Source organism: uncultured Alteromonas sp. (assembly GCF_963976965.1).
Lineage (GTDB): Bacteria > Pseudomonadota > Gammaproteobacteria > Enterobacterales > Alteromonadaceae > Alteromonas > Alteromonas naphthalenivorans.
The window spans coordinates 1-21,072 of the sequence record NZ_CAXBMP010000006.1 but is presented as its reverse complement, the minus strand read 5'-3'; the positions used below and the strand labels follow the sequence as shown (position 1 = coordinate 21,072).

The 21,072-nt window shown below is 40.6% G+C and carries 15 protein-coding genes and 2 pseudogenes; 14 read left to right on the top strand and 3 right to left on the bottom strand.

The annotated features are described in order from the left end of the window. Positions 1-140: 140 nt before the first annotated feature. From lepA to AAC006_RS06585, 6 genes are all read left to right on the top strand, one after another. Complete coding sequence (gene lepA, locus AAC006_RS06610) at positions 141-1,937, top strand: translation elongation factor 4 (RefSeq protein ID WP_126873446.1); 1,797 nt, start codon at positions 141-143, stop codon at positions 1,935-1,937. Next, complete coding sequence (gene lepB / locus AAC006_RS06605) at positions 1,937-2,842, top strand: signal peptidase I (protein ID WP_339890947.1); 906 nt, start codon at positions 1,937-1,939, stop codon at positions 2,840-2,842. Before lepA ends, lepB begins: the two co-directional genes overlap by 1 nt. Then, entirely contained in the window at positions 2,842-3,531 is a 690-nt protein-coding gene (rnc, locus tag AAC006_RS06600) for a ribonuclease III (protein ID WP_126873449.1), read from the top strand. The genes lepB and rnc overlap by 1 nt, the downstream gene beginning before the upstream one ends. Continuing rightward, positions 3,515-4,426 (top strand): GTPase Era, encoded by a 912-nt coding sequence (era, locus tag AAC006_RS06595; protein WP_126873451.1) that lies wholly within the window; start codon positions 3,515-3,517, stop codon positions 4,424-4,426. The genes rnc and era overlap by 17 nt, the downstream gene beginning before the upstream one ends. Positions 4,427-4,576: 150 nt before the next feature. Continuing rightward, positions 4,577-5,215: a pyridoxamine 5'-phosphate oxidase gene (gene pdxH, locus AAC006_RS06590; protein ID WP_339890945.1), complete on the top strand. Its 639-nt coding sequence runs from the start codon at positions 4,577-4,579 to the stop codon at positions 5,213-5,215. Positions 5,216-5,240: 25 nt separating this feature from the next. Next, positions 5,241-6,059, top strand: a complete 819-nt coding sequence (locus AAC006_RS06585) for a TatD family hydrolase (RefSeq protein WP_126873455.1) — start codon at positions 5,241-5,243, stop codon at positions 6,057-6,059. A 62-nt stretch (positions 6,060-6,121) separates the two neighbouring features. Here the strand turns inward: AAC006_RS06585 and AAC006_RS06580 are convergent, their stop codons facing one another. Beyond that, positions 6,122-6,739, bottom strand: a complete 618-nt coding sequence (locus AAC006_RS06580; protein WP_013783353.1) for a hypothetical protein — start codon at positions 6,737-6,739, stop codon at positions 6,122-6,124. 129 nt (positions 6,740-6,868) lie between these two features. On the opposite strand from AAC006_RS06580, the gene serB reads away from it, so the two are divergent. Beyond that, entirely contained in the window at positions 6,869-7,864 is a 996-nt protein-coding gene (gene serB, locus AAC006_RS06575; protein WP_126873457.1) for a phosphoserine phosphatase SerB, read from the top strand. A gap of 113 nt (positions 7,865-7,977) precedes the next feature. On the opposite strand, the gene AAC006_RS06570 is transcribed toward serB, so the two are convergent. Further along, positions 7,978-10,536, bottom strand: coding sequence for a PilZ domain-containing protein (locus AAC006_RS06570; RefSeq protein WP_126873459.1), 2,559 nt, complete (start codon positions 10,534-10,536; stop codon positions 7,978-7,980). Positions 10,537-10,741: 205 nt separating this feature from the next. On the opposite strand from AAC006_RS06570, the pseudogene AAC006_RS06565 reads away from it, so the two are divergent. The 7 genes and pseudogenes from AAC006_RS06565 to AAC006_RS06535 all read left to right on the top strand — a co-directional run. Next, a pseudogene (locus tag AAC006_RS06565) lies at positions 10,742-11,434 on the top strand (AAA family ATPase); the annotation flags it as partial. A gap of 132 nt (positions 11,435-11,566) precedes the next feature. After that, the gene (locus AAC006_RS06560; protein ID WP_338454054.1) at positions 11,567-12,757 is read left to right on the top strand and encodes a site-specific integrase; all 1,191 of its coding nucleotides are present in this window, start codon (positions 11,567-11,569) and stop codon (positions 12,755-12,757) included. Continuing rightward, entirely contained in the window at positions 12,747-14,921 is a 2,175-nt protein-coding gene (locus AAC006_RS06555) for a hypothetical protein (RefSeq protein ID WP_338454056.1), read from the top strand. Before AAC006_RS06560 ends, AAC006_RS06555 begins: the two co-directional genes overlap by 11 nt. A 56-nt stretch (positions 14,922-14,977) precedes the next feature. Further along, positions 14,978-17,713 (top strand): hypothetical protein, encoded by a 2,736-nt coding sequence (locus AAC006_RS06550; protein ID WP_338454058.1) that lies wholly within the window; start codon positions 14,978-14,980, stop codon positions 17,711-17,713. After that, a complete protein-coding gene (locus AAC006_RS06545; protein ID WP_338454059.1) occupies positions 17,710-18,216 on the top strand; it encodes a hypothetical protein in 507 nt (168 codons plus the stop codon). The genes AAC006_RS06550 and AAC006_RS06545 overlap by 4 nt, the downstream gene beginning before the upstream one ends. A 310-nt stretch (positions 18,217-18,526) precedes the next feature. Then, on the top strand, positions 18,527-19,423 hold the full coding sequence (locus tag AAC006_RS06540) for a hypothetical protein (RefSeq protein WP_338454060.1): 897 nt from the start codon (positions 18,527-18,529) through the stop codon (positions 19,421-19,423). A 320-nt stretch (positions 19,424-19,743) separates the two neighbouring features. Beyond that, positions 19,744-20,160: an antitoxin Xre/MbcA/ParS toxin-binding domain-containing protein gene (locus tag AAC006_RS06535; protein WP_338454062.1), complete on the top strand. Its 417-nt coding sequence runs from the start codon at positions 19,744-19,746 to the stop codon at positions 20,158-20,160. 260 nt (positions 20,161-20,420) lie between these two features. Here AAC006_RS06535 and AAC006_RS06530 read toward each other — a convergent pair. After that, positions 20,421-20,834, bottom strand: a pseudogene (locus AAC006_RS06530) (helix-turn-helix domain-containing protein); the annotation flags it as partial. Positions 20,835-21,072: the final 238 nt, after the last annotated feature.

The window sequence follows — 21,072 nt, the reverse complement described above, 5'->3', positions numbered from 1 at the left end:
TCTTTGGCAATATAACCCACAAGCTTATTCGCTTTTGTGTAAAGAAATGGGTAAAATCCGCACGCGCTAGCTACAACACAAACTATAGCTACCAGTCTTTTTTATATTAATGAATTTTTCTGCAGGTAATTTCCAGCATTATGCAACAATCGCACATTCGTAACTTCAGTATTATTGCTCATATCGATCACGGTAAATCGACTCTGTCTGACCGTCTTATTCAACATTGTGGCGGGCTAGCCGATCGTGAAATGGCCGAACAGGTTCTTGACTCAATGGACTTGGAGCGGGAGCGTGGAATTACTATTAAAGCACAAAGCGTAACGCTTAATTACACTGCTAAAGATGGTGAAGTCTATCAGCTGAACTTCATCGACACTCCTGGACACGTAGACTTTACGTACGAAGTATCTCGCTCACTTGCCGCGTGTGAAGGTGCATTGTTGGTGGTTGATGCAGGTCAGGGCGTTGAAGCACAAACACTAGCCAACTGCTATACCGCCATGGACATGGACATGGAAGTGGTGCCTATTTTAAACAAAATAGATTTACCGCAGGCTGAACCAGAACGTGTTGCCGAAGAAATTGAAGACATTGTTGGTATAGATGCCATTGACGCTGTGCGCTGTTCAGCGAAAACAGGTATTGGTATTGAAGATGTACTAGAAGTTATAGTAAATAAAATTCCTCCTCCGGGCGGTAACCGTGAAGAGCCGCTAAAAGCGCTTATCATTGATTCATGGTTCGACAACTACCAAGGGGTAGTGTCATTAGTTCGTATCGTAGAAGGTGAGCTTTCTAAGAAAGACAAAATTCAAATTATGTCGAATGGCCAAACTCACCAAGTTGATAAGATTGGTGTGTTTACCCCCAAGGCGCTAGATACAGGCGTTCTTCGCGCGGGTGAAGTAGGCTTTATTATTGCGGGTATTAAAGATATCCAAGGCGCACCGGTTGGCGATACTATTACCCTAGCAAAACAACCTGCTGTAGGCGCTTTACCTGGTTTTAAGAAAGTGAAGCCGCAGGTTTACGCAGGTATTTTCCCAATCAGTTCAGATGACTACGAAGATTTCCGTGATGCATTAGCTAAACTAAGCTTGAACGATGCTTCATTGTTCTACGAGCCAGAAAGCTCGCAAGCGTTAGGCTTTGGATTCCGTATTGGCTTCCTAGGCATGCTTCACATGGAAATCATTCAAGAGCGTTTAGAACGGGAATACGATCTTGGTCTTATTACTACGGCACCCACGGTAATCTACGAAGTAGAGACCACAAAGGGCGAAATTTTAAGCTGTGATAACCCGTCTAAATTACCAGCAGTAAATGATATTGCCGAAATTCGCGAGCCATTAGTTGAAGCGAATATTCTGGTACCGCAGGAATACCTAGGTAACGTGATTACCTTGTGTGTTGAAAAGCGTGGTATGCAAACCGCAATGACGTATCACGGTAAGCAAGTTGCTGTTACCTATGAACTGCCGATGGCTGAAGTGGTCCTCGATTTCTTCGACCGTTTGAAATCAACAAGCCGCGGCTTTGCTTCACTTGATTATAACTTTAAGCGTTTCCAAGTTTCTGACATGGTACGCGTAGATATTATGATTAATGGCGAGCGCGTAGACGCGTTAGCCATGATCACTCACCGAGATAATTCACAGGGCCGCGGGCGTGAATTGGTTGAAAAGCTACGAGAGCTTATCCCTCGCCAAATGTTTGATATCGCTATTCAAGCTGCTATTGGCAACCATATTATTGCCCGTAGTACGGTGAAACAGTTACGTAAAAACGTTATCGCTAAATGTTACGGTGGTGATGTGAGTCGTAAGAAAAAGCTGCTTCAAAAGCAAAAAGATGGAAAGAAAAGAATGAAACAGGTAGGTAATGTTGAATTACCGCAGGATGCATTCCTGGCAATTTTGAAGGTAGGTAAGTAATGGCCAATTACTTTTCGCTTATTTTAGTACTTCTAACGCTAACTACTGGGCTGGTATGGCTGGTGGATAGTATGGTGTTTGCACCAAAACGAAAGGCGCGGTTACAGGAATCGGCAAAAGCAGAAGGGGCTAATTTTGCAGGTGAGCCACAGCTTCCGTACTTGGTTGATACCTCGCAGCAAATATTCCCAGTTATCGCTTTTGTATTGGTGTTGCGCTCGTTTATTTACGAACCATTTCAAATACCATCGGGCTCGATGATGCCAACCTTGTTGGTGGGCGACTTTATACTGGTTGAGAAATTTTCTTATGGGATAAAAGACCCTGTATTTCGCAGTAAACTAGTGGAAACCGGCGTGCCAGAACGTGGCGATGTGGTGGTATTTAAATACCCTGAAGATACGTCAGTAGATTACATCAAGCGTGTTATAGGGCTGCCTGGCGACACCGTCGTGTATCAAGATAAACAGGTTTATATCAAGTCGAAATGCGAAGGTGCTGCAAAAAATTGCGGGAAGCTTACGGCTATGCCGTTAGATTTTGTCGGTCGAGACGAATTTGTTCAGGACATGGCTAAGCTGATGCGTTACACAGAAACGCTAGGTGACAGTGAGCACGACATACTGCGCCACCCCGTCAGAGAAATTTCTTCCAGTAACTTCTATACTCAGCCAGGTACACGTAGCAATGAATGGATTGTACCTGATGGTCATTATTTCGTACTAGGCGATAATCGTGACAACAGCAGAGATAGCCGTTTTTGGGGCTTTGTACCGGACGCAAACTTAGTAGGTAAAGCTGTTGCCATTTGGATTTCATTTGAATTCGAACGCGACCGCGACAGTGTTTTACCAACATGGATCCCAACGGGCGTTAGATTTGAACGCGTAGGTGGCATTAATTAATGCAGGGTATTGATAAATATATTCGCTTGAGTAAAGCGTTAGGGTACACATTTAATAATGTAGCCTTGCTAGAGCAAGCGTTAACCCATAGAAGTGCTGCAAAGCAGCACAATGAAAGATTAGAATTTTTAGGCGATGCTATTTTAGGTATGGTTATTGGTGAAACCTTGTTTAAGCGTTTCCCAGATGTGCCTGAAGGTAAGCTTACTCGTATGCGTTCCACCTTAGTAAAAGGTGATACGTTGGCCGAACTGGCCCGTGAAGCGAGTATGGGTGAATTACTACATCTTGGTCCCGGTGAGCTTAAAAGCGGTGGTCATCGTCGCAGTTCAATATTGGCAGACGCGGTGGAAGCTGTGTTAGGCGCAATTTACTTGGACTCAGGGATGGAAGAGGTTTGTAACGTTATCTACCATTTATGGGAAAGCCGTATTGAAGCGTTAAACCCCAATGCGCACCCTAAAGACAGCAAAACCCGTCTTCAAGAATACCTGCAAGGTCGTAAGCTACCGTTACCTTCTTATGAAGTTATCTCTATTTCAGGGAAAGACCACGCTCAAATTTTTGAAGTTAGCTGCACAGTGACAACGTTAGATAAGCCCGTTTCGGCATCTGGAAATAGCCGAAGAAAAGCCGAGCAGGAAGCAGCTAGACTTACCTTGGAGACACTCGATGACACAGCCAAATGATACAACCCGATGTGGCTTAGTCGCTATTGTAGGGCGCCCCAACGTAGGCAAGTCGACGTTACTTAATAGATTGCTCGGGCAAAAAGTGAGTATTACGTCGCGTAAACCACAAACTACCCGCCACCGTATTTTAGGTATCGACACTGAAGGCGATTATCAAGCCATCTACGTAGATACTCCAGGCCTTCATAGCGAAGAAAAAAGCGCCATGAACCGTTATATGAACCGAGCCGCTTCAAGTTCTCTTGCCGAAGTGGGGTTGGTATTGTTCGTGATAGAAGGTACACGCTGGAACGACGACGATGAAATGGTGTTGTCTAAAGTGAAAGCCTCAGGTCTACCTTGCTACCTTATCGTCAACAAGATGGATAAAGTAGACGATAAAGAAGCCTTTATGGTTCACCTTCAAGGCCTATCAGAAAAATATAAGTTCGAACATATTGTCCCCATTAGCGCTAAACAGGGCAAAATGGTGGATGACATCCGAGAACTTGTAGCGAATAGCTTGCCTGAAAGTGAGTTTTTCTTCCCCGAAGATTACATTACCGATCGCTCAAGTCGCTTTATGGCTGCTGAAATCATTCGCGAAAAGCTGATGCGCTTTACCGGGGATGAACTTCCTTATGCTACAACCGTAGAAATTGAACAGTTTAAGCTAGCTGAAAATGGTGTATACCGTATCAGTGGTCTTATTCTTGTAGAGCGTGAAACGCAAAAGCGTATGATTATAGGCAAGGGTGGCAAGCACCTGAAAACCATTGGTGAACATGCCCGCAAAGATATGGAAAACCTGTTTGATAATAAAGTTTTCTTAGAAATGTGGGTTAAAGTGAAACAAGGTTGGGCTGACGATGAACGTGCTCTACGTTCGTTAGGTTATTCAGACGATAGTTAGCACTCAGCAATTATCTGTTTTGGGCTCAACGGAATACGCGTTAGCTCAAAGCATAATTTAAAAAAGTGTAGCCCAAATCATAAGCCCAAACGTATCAGCTAAAAAATCAGCTAGCATTCATTTGTCACAAAGCAATAAAAAGGGGTAGGTATGGCAATTTCTGATATGCGCAGACAGTATGCAAAAGGGAGTCTGCAAGATACCGATCTCACCGCGGATCCTTTTTCATTATTTGACCGTTGGCTAAACGATGCCATCACCGCTGAAATTCCCGATCCTACCGCCATGACCGTGGCGACCGTTGATGCTACAGGTCAGCCTTCTCAGCGCATCGTGCTGTTGAAAGATGTAAGTGAAGCTGGGTTTGTCTTTTTCACTAATTTAGGCAGCCGCAAAGCACAAGAGCTTGGTCAAAACCCCAAAGTTTCATGTCACTTCCCTTGGTTTTTTATGGAGCGACAAGTGAGAGTGTGTGGTGTAGTAGAAAAGCTTTCCATTAAGGAAAACGCGACCTATTTCCTTTCTCGCCCTAAAGACAGCCAGTTGGCGGCTTATGCCTCTGAGCAAAGTAAACCTATTAGCAGTCGCGAGCTTTTGCATACTCAGTTTGCCCAAATGAAACAAAAGTTTGCGAATAAAACGCTACCCGCACCAGACTTCTGGGGCGGCTTTCGTATTGTTCCTCACCAAATAGAATTTTGGCAGGGCGGTGAAGACAGGTTGCATGACCGGTTCGAATATAACCGGGATGAAAATGGCAACTGGAATACTCAACGTTTAATGCCTTAAGAGGCACTAATTCTGGCATTCTTTAATGATTGATAGCCACTGCCATTTAGACTTGCCAGCATTTCAAGGTGACTGGCAGTCGGTGATAAGCCACGCCATCAGCGCCGGCTTAACACACATTCTTATTCCTGGTACGCAAGTGTCGCAGTGGTCAACTCAACTCGCTATACAATCCTTTGCGAACCAAAATACGCACGCTATTTCGATAGATATAGCGTGTGGTCTACATCCATACTTTTTGTCTACTAGCGAAACTGATAATGCCACGGCCTTAAGCGCACTAGAGCGTCTTTTATTTCAGTCTAGTAGTGAGGTTGTCGCGGTGGGTGAAATTGGCTTAGATGGGCATATAGCGATACCTATGCAGCTTCAAAAAGCGATGTTTGAAGCGCAATTGCGATTAGCGAGTGAATACGCCCTTCCTGTCATTTTACATCACCGAAAAAGCCATCATCTTATTTTTGAAAGTCTCAAAAATACAGGATTTGCAGAAGGCGGCGTTATTCATGCATTTTCTGGCAGTGTAGAGGTGGCCAAAGCGTATGTCGATAAAGGTTTTTATATTGGCGTAGGGGGAACCATTACCTATGACAGAGCAAAGAAAACGCAAGAGACAATCATATACTTGCTTCAGCACCACCCAGACCGATTACTTCTTGAAACTGATTCACCTGATATGCCAATGCAGGGGCGACAAGGCGCTCGCAACAGCCCTGAATATCTTGGGGATGTACTGGCCGCGCTCGGTAAACTAGGGGAGTATGATGGGCAAGCCCTAAACGAACTTACCACCCAAAATTATCTTACGCTTTTTCATAAAGGGCTTTTTTGTAACAGACAATAAAAGGCCTAAAAACAGGTGAAGTTTGTTGGCTTGAGCTAACTTGGGTTAGCGAAAAATGGTGTTTAAGACTGAAAAACTCGAATTATCCACGGGCGAAACTTATAAAACCCTCGTGTTATATAAACACCTACAATCAATGCCAACACAATAACGGCGCTAATAATAAGCCACAATTGCTGGCGAAGCGTTAACGGACTGGAAAGTACCACCTCTGTGTCGATGTTAACGTTCAAATAGCCAATTACCTTGCCGTTATCATCGAGAATTTTTTCAACATGACTACTGGGAGCAACGTCTCGTTCTCTGGCTAGTGCTACCACACTGTCGACTCTTGGTAAGGGCGCAATATAAACGCCTTGGGCATTAAATACGCTTAAAGAGATAACGGCGGGTTCTTCTAATGCAATGGTAATTAAACGGGCTAGTTGAACCGTGTCTTGTGCCACTAAGGCAGGCTGTAAGATTTTTGAATATTGATTGCTAATGCTGGTACCCGGTTGGGCCGTTTGTACGTCAACCCAATGGGTCTGGTACTGCTGGTACATGAGAAATAGACCCACAGCCAATGCCACAGCGGTAGCCATGATAATAGTATGGATAAGCCGCTTGAACGCAGTATAAGCCGAGTGTGAAACGCTGTGTTTGTGAGCAATGCGTTCGCTTTCTAAGTGGTTCAGCATTTCGCCTCAATTTCCTTTATCTTTATGCGGTAACAGTAGGGTAATTTTGACTAATTTGAAAGTGTGTATTTCCACATGTGTAATGATTGGGTAGCATATGGGCAAGACTAACAAAGGTTTGAATAAATAGTGATCACGTTTTTAAACGAAATACCGCCTCATGCAATGCATGATACCTCTTTTTTATCTACGCAGCTTACCACAAAGTCACCCAGTGAGGATGAAGCTGGTCTTTCAATTTTAACCGTTATTGGTCAAGCATTAACCCCATACATTGTTAGTCAGGTTGTTGAAGGGTTTAGCGACGTTTTTAATGCTACATCAATTCACTTACATCCGTTACACAACAAACTCGGTGATGGCGTGGTGGTAGTGAAAGGCCGCTTAAGTGAAAACGCCGACTCCCAAGCTGAGACGGCAGTGCCTGCCCTAGTCGCGTCGTTATCGGCCCGTTATCATGTGGATTTAGGTATTCAAGATGTGCAGCCATCGCTTAACGAGCCAGGTCTTCTTGTGATGGATATGGATAGCACGTTAATTGATATTGAGTGCATTGATGAAATTGCCAAACTAGCAGGCGTTGGTGAACAAGTAGCTGCGGTAACCGAACAGGCCATGCGGGGCGAAATAGCATTTAACGATAGCTTGAACCACCGGGTGGCTTGCCTAGATGGTGTACCAGAGCAACAGCTTCAACAAATACGCGATAGCTTGCCCATCATGCCAGGTGTACAGCTGCTGATTGCCATTCTAAAACAACACAACTGGAAGCTTGCTATCGCTTCAGGTGGTTTTACTTATTTTGCTAACCATTTAAAAGCCCGTTTAGATCTTGATGAAGCGGTTTCAAATACGTTGGTGATAGAGCAGGGAATATTGACCGGAGAAGTGTCTGGCGAAATTGTGAATGCTGAAGTGAAAGCGCGAACCGTGAAAGCGTTGGCGGAACGTTGGGGAGTGCCGAGCGCGCAAACGGTTGCCATGGGTGACGGCGCAAACGATTTAGTGATGATGGCCGAATCGGCGTTAGGGGTGGCGTGCCATGGAAAGCCAGTTGTGAACGAAAAAGCTGACGTTGCTATTCGATTGGGCAGCCTACATTGTCTATTGTACTTTCTATCTTAGTAGTGAAATAGCTGAACTTGACTAGGGTGCATATTCGAATATTAGCGGCGCTGTGTTAAGCGCGAAGAATAAATAGCGAGTACAAGCTCTGAAGGTTGTGTCAGAGCTTGTTTTTATTTCGCCAATGCTTGGTCTTGTAATAATGCTTGAATACCGGACTGAGCGGGCGCTTCTACTTTTGCTTTAGTGTCTCGGTTGGCGCTAATTGTGTCGTCATCGAATTCATATCTAATCAATACTTCATCTGTTACATCAATTAAGTGCGAACAGGCAGCTAAGCTCCAAAGTTTATTTTCAAGTTCCTTTGCCCGATGAATAGCATACACGCTAACGTAATTTATCTCTGTTTGTAACATGGATAAATCCGGCTTGCCTGTGGTGGTAAGCATCACGTGAATAGCAATGAATTGCCCTCTGTTTAACGCTTCAGTAATAAAGGTCTTACGCTGCTCATTATTTTCAAACCGGTGGGAATACCGTGGAATAATGGCCATGCGCGGATCTTTTTGCTTGGCATCAAAAGAGATTAAAAGCTCTTGGCGCAAGGGCATGTTTTCCAGTTTCACCTGCTTAATACCGCTTTGCATGAAAGGGGTATCTAGCTTTCTGTCTCTGAATAAGAACTCTAAATTGACTTGACGCTTTTCCGTTAAGTAGGTGACAAGGCTTGAAACCCGTTCGTCCTGCTTTCCGATAATGCCCGCTTGCGGCGTGTACCTAACTCCTTCTTTACTCATTAAGAAGGATAGAGACGTAGCATTACGAGCATTAATACAGCGAAGTGCTTGACCCATGCCCGGCAATTCTTCTTCGCCAGAGTCTTCTTCTAAGCTGTGTTTGTTCTTTCTAATCAGTTCTTCAAAAAACGCCCTTGCACTTTTTCCTGCTTCACCCGTCGCGGCTTTTAAGTGCAGAATGTTTTTCTCAGCGTTGTGATAAATGACCGAGTATTGCAAGTTCATTACGTTAAAGTTTTGCGTAATCTGCTGAAGGCGAGGGAAGGATACTTCAACTTGCCCTTCTAATTCACCGTCGTACTCTTTATTCAATTCAACACGAAGACCCAATCCATGAACCGAAATATCTTCACTTACGCCAACATGAACGCTGTCGTCATGAGATAATTTAAGCTCTATTTGAGAGCGTAAACGGTAGCGAGACTCTAAACGTTGATCTTCATATTTAAATCGGAACAACTCTATGTTTGGGGTCTTCTGGTTTCTAGGGTGCCCAAAAACGCGCAGATGAGAGAGGTTATCACGATTGAACTTTAATTCGTTATACGCCTGTTGCCCATATATAGAGGTTACGTCAGTCACATGAAGCAAGTATTTGAGGTTTTTTAACTTCGACATAACCCGAGGCGAAGGCGGTGTATTCTGCCGCTTTATTTTCGTACCCACAGAGTCTGGAATAGATAAGGGGGTATGGGCTTGTTCGGGCAACATGTCGGTCAAGGTTAACTTAAATACTCGCCAGCTGACTTTTTTAGAGCCAAAGCCTAAGAAAACCTGTTTTAGCATGTCTTTTTCTATAAGTTGCTCGTAAGAGGCCGAGTAAAAAAAGACTTTGTCGTTTTGTAAGTGGGTAAAGCTGAATACAAATATTTCGCGACGGTGTGCAGGCTTAGCGTGCAAGGTGTTCAATCTATTTTGCGACAGCAGAAAGCCTAAGCGACACTCATCTTCCTCATCTTGCCAGTAGCTCACCGTCTCGCGATTAACTTCGTTAACCATAGCGAAGCGTGGAATAAGCCTATCTTCAATTACATCGATATAAATAGGTAACGTTGGGCTTCTTGGAGAAAAGTATTGTTCACACGTTTTGCTGGTTATTGCCTCAATGGTGTTGTTCATATTTACTTTATAACGGCGTTTATTACCGTGAATAAAGCTTTCTAAAAACTTATCGAAGCTGGGCGCTGGGCGCTCTGTCGCACGTTGTAAAGCTAAATAAATAACATCTTTTTTGCGAACGGTTTTCACCAGGCGATAAGCAATACCATTTTTCTTATCCATGGCAAACTCGCCTTCAAGCCCACGGAAGTAGACTTGTAACAGCTCATTTTGTTTAAACAACGTTTCTTTGTTGAGTTTGACTTGCAGGCCTTCAAGCGACACATCAACACTTAAGCCTTTAATCGAGTGGTTGCTTTCATTAAATAGCTCAACCGCAACAGCAAAGTTCATACGTTCTGTGTTGCGTTGACGATAATCTAGTAGGTTTACCGTTGGCACTTTAAACTGCTCTAAAATGGCAGAGCCTTTTTTGCGAGGGGTATTTGAAGTTGAGCCTGTGTCTCGGGCTTCTTCTGCTTTCTCACGAATGATACGGTAATTGTTTTCAGTATTTTGAACGGCTTCGTATACACCGAATGTATACCCACCAAATATTCTAATTTGCTCTTCGAATTTATCGACAGCAATTTCATCCATGTAATGGGTTCTGCCATCATGCAAATAGCTTTTGCATTTACCGTCTACTTGGCCACGTAAATCAATTGAACGCATACAGGGCTTCGCAAGGCGTTTCACTTCCATTTTTAATAGAAAGCGTTTTTCCTTGGGAATATCACCACCAATTTGTAAAAGCACCTTATTAAATTCAGGCTCGTTTACCAGTGGTTTCAATTGCTCAATTATGTCAGCGTACTGCTGTAAATCTTGGCTCATGTATGCACAACTTAGTTACTTTCTATTATTATAGACATTATTATTATCGGCACGAATGCTAAACCCATTAATAAACAGCGTTTTGCAAACTGCAACGCGAATGACGACTGGGATGAGAGTCTGACAAAACTGTTAGATGGGTTAGTGTGCCTTGGTATCTTAATAAGATAGAATACTCTTTTTCACGCTGGGATAAAACTGGAATATGGCAAAACGAAAAACGGCTTATGTATGCTCAGATTGTGGGGCTGAATTTCCACGCTGGCAGGGTCAGTGTTCTGAATGCAAAGCATGGAACACCATTAGCGAGTTTGTAGTCAGTAGCGCCAAAACCAATTCAAAACCAACCTTATCAGGTTATGCCGGGCAAACTTCCGCTAAAATAGAAATGCTCAATGCGATTGATTTAGAATCTCTACCGCGATTTAGCGCAGGGTTTAAAGAGCTCGATAGGGTTTTAGGCGGTGGAATAGTGCCAGGCGCTGCTATGTTAATTGGCGGCTCCCCTGGTGCCGGTAAAAGCACCCTGTTACTTCAGGTAATGTGTCAAATGGCACAAACTGTAACGGCTTTATACGTAACAGGGGAAGAGTCGCTTCAGCAGGTGGCCATGCGGGCTAAGCGCTTGAACCTGCCTGATGATAAGCTAATGATGCTGGCAGAAACCAGCGTAGAAACTATCTGCGACTTGGCGTTAACCAAAAAACCAAAAATCATGGTTATCGACTCTATTCAAGTGATGCATGTAGCCGATGTGCAATCTGCCCCGGGCAGTGTATCCCAGGTTAGAGAAAGTGCGGCCTATCTAACTCGTTTTGCAAAACAACACCACATCTCAATGTTTCTTGTAGGTCATGTAACCAAAGATGGCAACTTAGCTGGCCCGAAGGTATTAGAGCAAACCAAGAGAAGTTACCTAATTTCTATTTTTGTATGCTTTTTGATGTTTTGTAATAATATAAAGACAAGTTGATTGGGCGTAAAGTGTATGTATAGATTGTTTGTTAAAAATTGTAGGGATTCCGTTGACATGCCAATTTTCGTTGATATTGATCATGTTATTCTTCCTATTCCGAATTTGTACATTTTTTCTACATACAAGAACTTGTCGCACTATGTACAAGTAACAGTCAAAACAAGGTATGGAACTCTGAGAGATTCCTTAGACTATCGCCCAATTTCTTCAACTACGGCAAATCAATATGTTGGCAGATTATTTAACTACCTAGATTATTTGAATTATTTTGACTTAAAACATGGTACAAACTTTTTCTATGCGCACGTTAACATACCTGAAGAGATACTTAACGATTACATTAATGACGAACTGATCTTAAACCAAGGAAAGGGTGATTTTGCGGTCAAACAAGCCAAGGATGCTATTCAGTCTTATTATAATTTTCTAGCTAAAATAGGGCTTACAACTTTAAAGGATATTTTCATACGCCCCAAATTACTCCCGATAGCTATAAAAAATACCAAGCCAAGATTGGCAGTAAAATATTTAGGTCAGTCACAGAAAAATACATTGTATCGTTGTTGTAAAAAGCATTCTCATAAAATTGCTTTACGTCTGGGGGCTGAAGCTGGATTGAGAAGCAAAGAATTGCGAGGGTTGCGACTTGCAGATTTCGTATATTTTCGTAAAAAACATAAAGGGATATTAAGCCTAATTGAAGATATGGAACGTGATGAAGATAAAACCGTATTTATATTTTTTTTACAGGGCACTTATTCCAAAGGATCAAGCAACAAGGGAGGAAGGTCACGCAATATTTATATTTCTAGGGAGCTGTTAAATAGTATCAGAGAGTATATAGGAGGAGAAAGAAAACAGTTAAAAAATCAATACTCTAAAGATTCGTTACTTTTGCAAAAAGATGGTTATGAAATCCCTAATTGCTTTGGGACAAACACCTTTAATAGCATTAAGAATAAAGCACTAAAACGCCCAGATTTATTTGGCGAAGGTCAAGCCTTGGTTCACAAAGACCACTCGTTTCATACTCTAAGACATTCATTTGGAACAGACAAGTTCCATGAGTTTTGTGATCAAAATAAAGTTGACCCAGATAGTATTACGCCAGATAGTGCGGTTATGATTGAAGTGGCAAGGTTGTTAGGTCACTCTTTAAGAGGGAAAGCCGCTCTAGAAACAACAGGTCGATACATCCGTTCATTGCACGAAAAGTTAAATATGGAGGGAGGCTTTGAAACATAATGAGATCTTAGAACAAGAACAAGCTCTGTTGGAAGAGTACAAGAAGGTGAAAGGTGTTGGCAGTGTTGAACCTTTTGATCCTAATACAGTTGTTCTTTACGTCCGTAGAGAAGAAAAGGTAACGATTTTTCGATTTTCAACGGAGAACAAGCATTCAAAAGCAAACATTATTATGTTAGCTTTTTCGTCTTATACTTTTGACTTGTATAACAAGGAAAATCGTTACCACGAGACTGCTTCAATTATGGCTCTTCAGGCATGTAGGGCGTTTTTGCCATTCCTAGATATTTATGATTTCGACAGCATCGACCTTAAAGCCCCTACTATTGTGAAGGCTTTTGAAACTTACAAAGTCAATGTGTTCGGGTTGAAACCTCAAGGCACAGGGGCCAGCGAAGTATTGAAAATCTTACGTAGAGGCGTCAAAACACTAAAATTCAAAGAAAATGCGAACGACTACCAGCACGACCAAACATTCATTCACGCTATCATTGACAGAACAGTATTGTCGCTGCCAGTAGATAGGCAACAACATACATTGACCACGTTCTTTTCCCAGAGTCTTTGGTTGAGACAGTATGTTGGAAGCAGTGAATATAATAAAATAGCAAGCCCGAAACTTCTAATAAATTCCTTTTCGCTTAGCATCGCTATTTTGCTGTGCTCAGTACAAGAAGCACTTGAAGCGTTTCGTGATTTTTTGATAAAACATAAGATTTCATCGCGAAGTATTGAGTTAAATAGCAAACAAAACATATTGAGTTATAAGTTTTTTTTAAGAGACTTAATTCACCAAGTTCTTTCCAAACATTGCTTACTAAATGACCTTCCGAAGCCCGTGGAGCTAATTTTCCGTTCAGTGTTATCTCAAAAGAAGTTAGAAATTTTAGCTTCCGGAAAGAAGGTTGATGCTCCAAGTATTCGGAGTAAAAGCATATTTGACTTAGAAATTTTGTATAAATTAGCTTTGGCGGCCACTGATGTCTTGAATTCCGATGGGAAAAGTCACTCCCATATTCCTGTAAGCCCAATTGAGTCACGGCTATTTTCTTGGCTAATGGCCTGGTTAACTATCCAACCAGGAGATATTCCAAACTTGACCAAGGATAACTTTGTAATTATCCAAGACAAAAATGAAGAACCTTTGTACTTTAATGTTAAATACCTTAAGGGGCGAGCGCTATCAAGACACGAAACAAAAACTGTCTTCAGTTCATCTGCTGAGGGGCGTGCTATTATTAATCACCTAAAGAAAAATAAAAATGAATTTTTGTTTGGTAATGATATTGGATACCAGATGAATAATGAGGATTGCAGCAACAAATCACTCATTGGCTTAATGTTTAAAACTCTTCTTGAAAGCAGAAATGTTCAGGAGCGTCTCAATTCTGCGCATGACAGGAGAGGTATAACTCCTTTCTTTACAGATTGCATTAAGGCTTTGGTTAATCATGGGGTGTCTTATCGGGCTTTTAAAATGCAAAAGACAAATGCCGGCATGGATTATAAAGTTCATTGTGAAAGACCATTAGCTATGACATGGTTTCGACTTACACACATTAAAAACTCGGCTGTACATGCATCAGCTGATAGATATAAATTATCGCACTTGGTTAACTACAACTCACATAGTTCACAAACAGAAGCATCTTCTTATTTAACTGAATATAATCAAAACTGGGTTAACAGTAGTGGTAGAGTCACGCGTACGGTGATGCTCGACTTTGCAAATAGTGTTTATCGGCCAGGTACTGAAATAGAAATGAACAATTCGTTGTTGAAGTTGGCTGATAGTATCGATGAGTCAAAAGTAGAGTTGGTATCGCGAACTAAAGTAGCAGAATGCTCGCCAAGTAAAACGCAACGAGAAATCGAATTCGGTTTTTCTGGACAAGGTAAAAATAATACTAGCATTATTGTCATTGATTCTGCTGCCACATATCTGCAGTTTGCAAATTATCTATTTCATGCAAACGCTTCCTACAAAAAACTAATAGAGACAAATCCAGAATATGTTGAGTTTACAATGTTGCCCACGTGTGAATGGATAGAATTCTGCCTAAATGAAGTTCTATCACCGGAGTCAATTGAAGAAGGTTTCGCAACTCACAAGATCGTCAAAAACACTCTTCCTAATCCGTTAGAAAGCTATATTAAAATTTGATTATGCCCGTCGTTACTATTCTTCCGCAAAGGAGTAAATCAAAATATCAAGAGCTAATGGCTACCCTTTATCAGGGGGTAGGCTTCATTAATACTGGGGGGTTTCAACATGATTTATGGGAAATTAGAATACCCAGCCATAATGATAAAAGAACAGTTTCTCTTGATTTTTCAATCTTTGATAGTGATATTTCGTCGCCGAAAAAGAACTATGATTTTGATAGCAATGGCGAAGTAATAACAAACAAAGAAATGGCAAAGTTGTATTTTTTACTGTCAGTTCGTAGTTTCAAGAATGCAAAAAATTACAAGAATAAGCTTCGTTTTCTACACCACATGTTTATATTTTTAAAGTCTGAGGATGCAGACGTATTAAATAGACATAACTTATCTCTCTTTCTAGCCTCTCTGTTGCGATTTAAAGCCACTGAAAAAGGTCTTATAAAAGTATTATCAGAGCCATCCTCGGTAGTAAGTATCAGGGCACTGAACCTGTTAGAGTTAGACAATAGAGTAAACGCTACAACAGCCTACTCGTTGCTTGATATGCCTGAAATAAAGGAGCTTCGGGACATCGAAAGTAAAGTGGTTGAGGAAGTTTTGAATGTTTCATTGCAAGATTACATAGACGGCAGTAGCTATAACTTTCTTGGATTGGAAATAGGGAGACACTACGTCGATTATTGCGCAGAGTTTTTTAAAAATGGATTTTGTTATTCCTACGCTACCAATAAAGCAATAGATGACAAATTTGTTCAAGATGTTGCGTTAAAATTTCGTTCTAGAGGTTTACTGACAAGAGCTGAAGAAGACATAACTATATTAACTAAACGCGTGAAGTCTACTGCGTTCGCGCTGTCTTGTCCGTTTTGCTACACAAAAGGCAAACTAAGCGATTCATTGGTTCCGCGAAATAGCTATTCCGGTATCGATAAAAGGATGATAATTCGGGAATTGCTCATTCCACGTTTTGAACAATATTATACGGAAGGTTACAAAAAATCAGCACCGCTCAATGACGCTTTAATTCGCGAGGTAATTGACGGTCTTAAGTTGACTAACACCGGTTACAATTTAGAGTTTATACGTTGTCTAATAGCAGAGTATATTTACTTTTCTGATGACAAAAGTAACTCTGAAGTTATTGTTGGAAATTTTGTAGAATCAATTGGTGAAGAGAAAGGTTTTTTTAATCATTCTGATTTCGTAAGCATATTAGAAAAAAATATAGCTATAATTTCAAACATGAAATTCGTTGAGATAGTCACATCCTTTCACTCAGATGAGCTTAATACTAATTCTGGGTTTGATCGTATGCGATTTGTCAAAAAAGTTGAATACTCGGCTATAGTTCAAATTTCTGCTATTTCTGGGTGGAGGGCCAGTGAGTTACTATTTCCAATTGAAGCAATTTCAATTTGCACAAATGATGATCTTTTGGACTCCACTTACTTGCCGTATAGATTCATGGTGAATTGGATAGTCCCCAAAAGTAACGGGAACACTAAACTGCAAAGGGAAGTCACACCAACTTTTTATATCTTATCACAATGTCTAGAATCTTTAACCAAAGACAAATCCTTAGTTGTAACAGGGACGCATAAACCAGCAATAGCAAATCAATTGTTAGATATTTCAACAATGAATTATCGTGTTTTAGCATGTTGGCAAGGATTTGTTAAATATTACCAAATATTCCAAGATTTAGACTTGCTCGATGAAATTGTAACAAGTGATTTTACTCCTACAGATATCCTGCTTACGAAAAAGAAATTTGATATAGATTACTTAGATGAATCAAAACTACTTCGATATAGAACAGTGCGAGACAAAGTTCGAAGAGAACTTCCATACTTATATGCTGCTGGAATCCTGAATATAAGAAAGCGCGGTAGTATAGGGAATCTAATGAAATATTATCAAGAGGGTTCACTGCAAACTGAAATTGTCGAAATATGGAATGAGAGGATTCCAAATGAACTCTTGAATTCAATCAGTGACTTTAACTTCAAAGATGAAAGTGAAGATAATAAACATGCTCGAGGAGAATTAACGAGAGCGTGTTTTCGTTACCTCATCGATGAAGTTGCCTATCCAACCCCGCATGCATTTAGGCATATCTTTGCAGAAGCTGTGCTACTGAGGTACACAACAGAGGTGGGCTCATTTATTAGATCCGCTTTCAAACATATGAATGGAAGCTTTTTTGAAAGGTATTTGAGGAACAAAACATCAAAAACTAATAACGACCTGGCTAAGCGAGTAGTGTTAAGTAGATTAGTAAAAGAGCATTTGGAATCTATTGTAAACGGTAAAAGAGCTTACGCTGGCAAGATGGATGTTTTCATGCGTCGCATTGCAAAACAAGTAGTTAAACTCCAGATAAATAATATGGAGGAATTTGCTCACGAATTTGCAGAAAAAGAGCTTGTTGATATTAAATCAAATCCATGGGGCTTTTGCATCCTCAAGCGCCATTCACAACACCTAGCAAAGTGCGTAGAACCAATTAGCAACTCACCTATGAGACATCTTGCAAAGCCTAGCCTGTGTCTGGGTTGCATTAATGGGTTACAAACATCTGATCACGCTGAGTGGATAATGATCAACGCGCAGAATGCAGTGGAAATGACAAAGCAACCTTTAGTACCCAATGTATTTAAGAAGGACAGTGAAAGAGTTATAAAAAATTCAATCAAGGTACTTCAGCATTTAAAAAATAATGAAAGGACAAATGTCTATGATGATTTTCTTTCACATTTAGAGTCTGTAAAAGAGGAAAAGGAAGAATGAAATTACAAAGTTTATTAAAGAGGCAACAAGAGAAGAAAGAAAAAATATTTCCTCCCCAATATCCTGATTGGGTTTCAAGTTCAAACTCATCAAAAAATGCCTATGATGCTATTAACAGTATATTCCATAATAAAAAAGAGTACATAGCGCGTCATTTCAAAAAGTCCGATTTTAAAACTAAAAAGCATTTCCAAATTCAGAGAAGCGAGGTTGCCGCTATGATTGGAATTAAAGTTCAGCCACTTTTTAATTTAAATAATTACTCTAAAAAACTCGAGAATTATCGAACTAGTAGAAATAATGAACTTTTTAAAATTTTCGAAATAAAGTTTAACCCTGCAACAAACCCATCTGTTAAAAATAGAAAAAGAGCGACTCTAATCGATGAATTAAAAGCTTCCAAAGCTGAAGTAAGAAATCTAAAAGAAAAACTGGCCAGAGAACAATTCAACCTATTAGTCCGTAAACTACCTCTCGATGTTAAGAAAAAACTAAAGATTTAACGTAGAAACATATCAGTGAAGTGCGTTGAGACTATTTTAGTGCTCTCTGTTTTGACTAAGATAAACTGCGATGTGTGAATCAAAAACTTAATAACAAAGTGGGGCGGCTATAAACGAAGAGTCAAAATACGCAATTTTTTGCTTTTAGGTGTTGACTACTGGCTTGGCTTCGAATATTTTTTTATAAGGGTTAGCGAGCCCTTTTTGCCCAAAAAGAAGCCAGTGCACCGCTGCAGTAACTTGTTTCACCTTATATTCATTTTTAATTACTTTATTTGTGAGTTGGGCCGCAGATGAGGAGAAGTTAAAAATGTTAATTGACGCTCACTATCCTACCGCACGTGTTCATACATTACATGCAAAGAACATTCGAAAAAACTTGAAACAGTCGCTGGGGCGATCACGAGTTGTTGTTTCGTATATTAATAATTGTCTTAACTGGAAAGATTTACAATCTGCAGATGAGCAATCATATCGAGAGCAACAAGCATCGAATTCTTTGTACTTTCTTCCGTCGAACGACGTAGAAAAATTCATTAACCTGATAACAAAATATCGCAGCGTTTTTGAGTGTAAACAGCTTAGTTATCATCAGCAACTTTCCAACAGTTTAGTCAGCCTTATTCTCAACAACGATGCCAGTGCGATAGAGCATCAGCAGATATATAAGGTTTTAGAGCATGTAGAAAACGTTGGCTGCAGCGCTAATAGCCTAATTGAAGCAGTCCTCTTTGCTGATAATTCAGCAAGCAAAGTAGTACATCTTCATTCCGAAAATATTGCATCTTCAACACGACCAAAAACTATCAATACTCATCTAGTACATAACATGTATCAACAAAGTATTTACGCTTATTTTTATTTTGATCAACGACAGGTATGCATTAATATTCGAGAATGGGACTGCGAACTCTTCATTCCAAACTCTACTAAAAAAGTCGTCAATAAACGATGGTTTGGTAATTTTAGTTTAGGCTACCTAAACATGATCGCCGGTCAATTTATGACCCTCGGATATATTCCTGCCTTCGAAATACATAAAATACAAAACGTTAAGATACTCGATGCTAATCGTGAATTTGACGACAACAATCATCCTAAGCATGGAATTTACAAGTTGATGGGGGAACTGATTCATCAGCAAAATGCGAAACTGGTCCGAAGTTGCTATAGCGATGATTTGGTCTTAAGAATCGACTATGTATAGTGTAAAAAAGCTATAAAGATTTGAGCTGGCAAATAAGGATACATAAAAGTGCATAACTACGTGCTTGTAGCAAGGAAAACAGTCTGCAGCGGCTCAAGCAGTTAAAAGTTAAGGGGCAACATTAAACGAATATCATTTATTAATGAATGGGCGAAGTCGGAAAAATTCTGTTCTTTAGTGTCTGAAATACTTCGACAAAAGCACAATTTAACTGGGAGTATAGCTAAATGACCGCGCCTTAATTCTTCGGAGCAATCTAGCTGCTTATTAGGATCGATATATAATGAAAATAGAGTTGATAGGTAAAGATTGTAATTATTATGAATTATAAAAATAAGTTACGCGAACAAGTTGGCATGTCACTGAATGATAATGAACTGCACACTCAGATTAAAAAGGGGCTACCTTTCTCAAATTTTTATCGTGTGGTTGAGGTTACGGGTATCAGTGAGCGGGAACTAGCAAATTGTCTAGCTCTTTCGAAGTCACAATTGAATCGTCGAAAAATGAGCGGATATTTGAGACATTGTGAAAGCGATCGCCTGTTTAGTGTTATAGAGGTACTTGCCATGTGTGTGGAATATTTCGATGAGAATGAATGTCAGGCATTACAATGGATGCGTTCGAAAACAAAGGGGCTTGGATATAGAAGACCAATTGAGCTAATGGACACAAATGCGGGCTGTGAGATTATCTCCAATTTAATAATGAGAATCGCTCATGGTATTTTTGCTTGATTGATAAGGTTTGTACGAGCATGAAAGTCTACGTGTATCAAAACATTTCTTTTGCTGGTGCAAACTACAACCGATTGATATTGGAGGTCAATAATTTAGGGCTTACGGTCTAGTCTTTCACATTAAGTAACGATAAAGTTTAGTCACAACTTTCAGTTGAAATACCCGCGAATGAATTTAACAAAACGGCTGTTGATTGGTGTAAGAAACGTAATCTCAAACTGTACTAGCTCCACAACTAATCTTTCATTTCTATGATTGGGTTTAGGTCTTAATGCTTCGTCCCATGCACGTTGTTCTGCGTTGACGGCACGGTAGCACTTCAATCCACCATTTCTTTTTATCTCTCGGCTGATTGTTAATGGCGCTCTAGACAAACGTCTGGCAATTTCTCGAATGGATTGATTGCTGACTAAGCAGCGTGATACTTCTTCTCATTCATCAAGCGAGAAAGGCTGTGGGTGCCTTTTTTGCTCTGGCGGGCGTTACCCTCCCGTTTGGTAGATGGTGGGCATAATCGAAGAATGATAGCGGTCAAACATTCTGGCGATATCATGCAACGAGTCGCCCTTTTTATATCCTTCCCATATAAGTGCTTTTTGTTCAGGTGAATAATAGATGCGTTTTCTTTGTTTCGTGGCAACGTTCCTCCCTAAATAAGGATAGCGTTGCATTCACCAATTGAACTCATTGTCTTAAGCCGAACTTTGCAAATGTGCCAATTGCTGTCACTCAGGCTTCAAGCTTTAACGGCGGCTGTGTACGCAGGCCGTGTGAAAACTCATATTTATGGTTGCTGTTTTAAATTGAATAATACAGTAATTCTGAGGCCACTATCGTTTTTGAATGAGTGTTTACACAACTCTCATGTCTTCATTGCAGATATGAGACCGCTAACGCCCATGATATTCA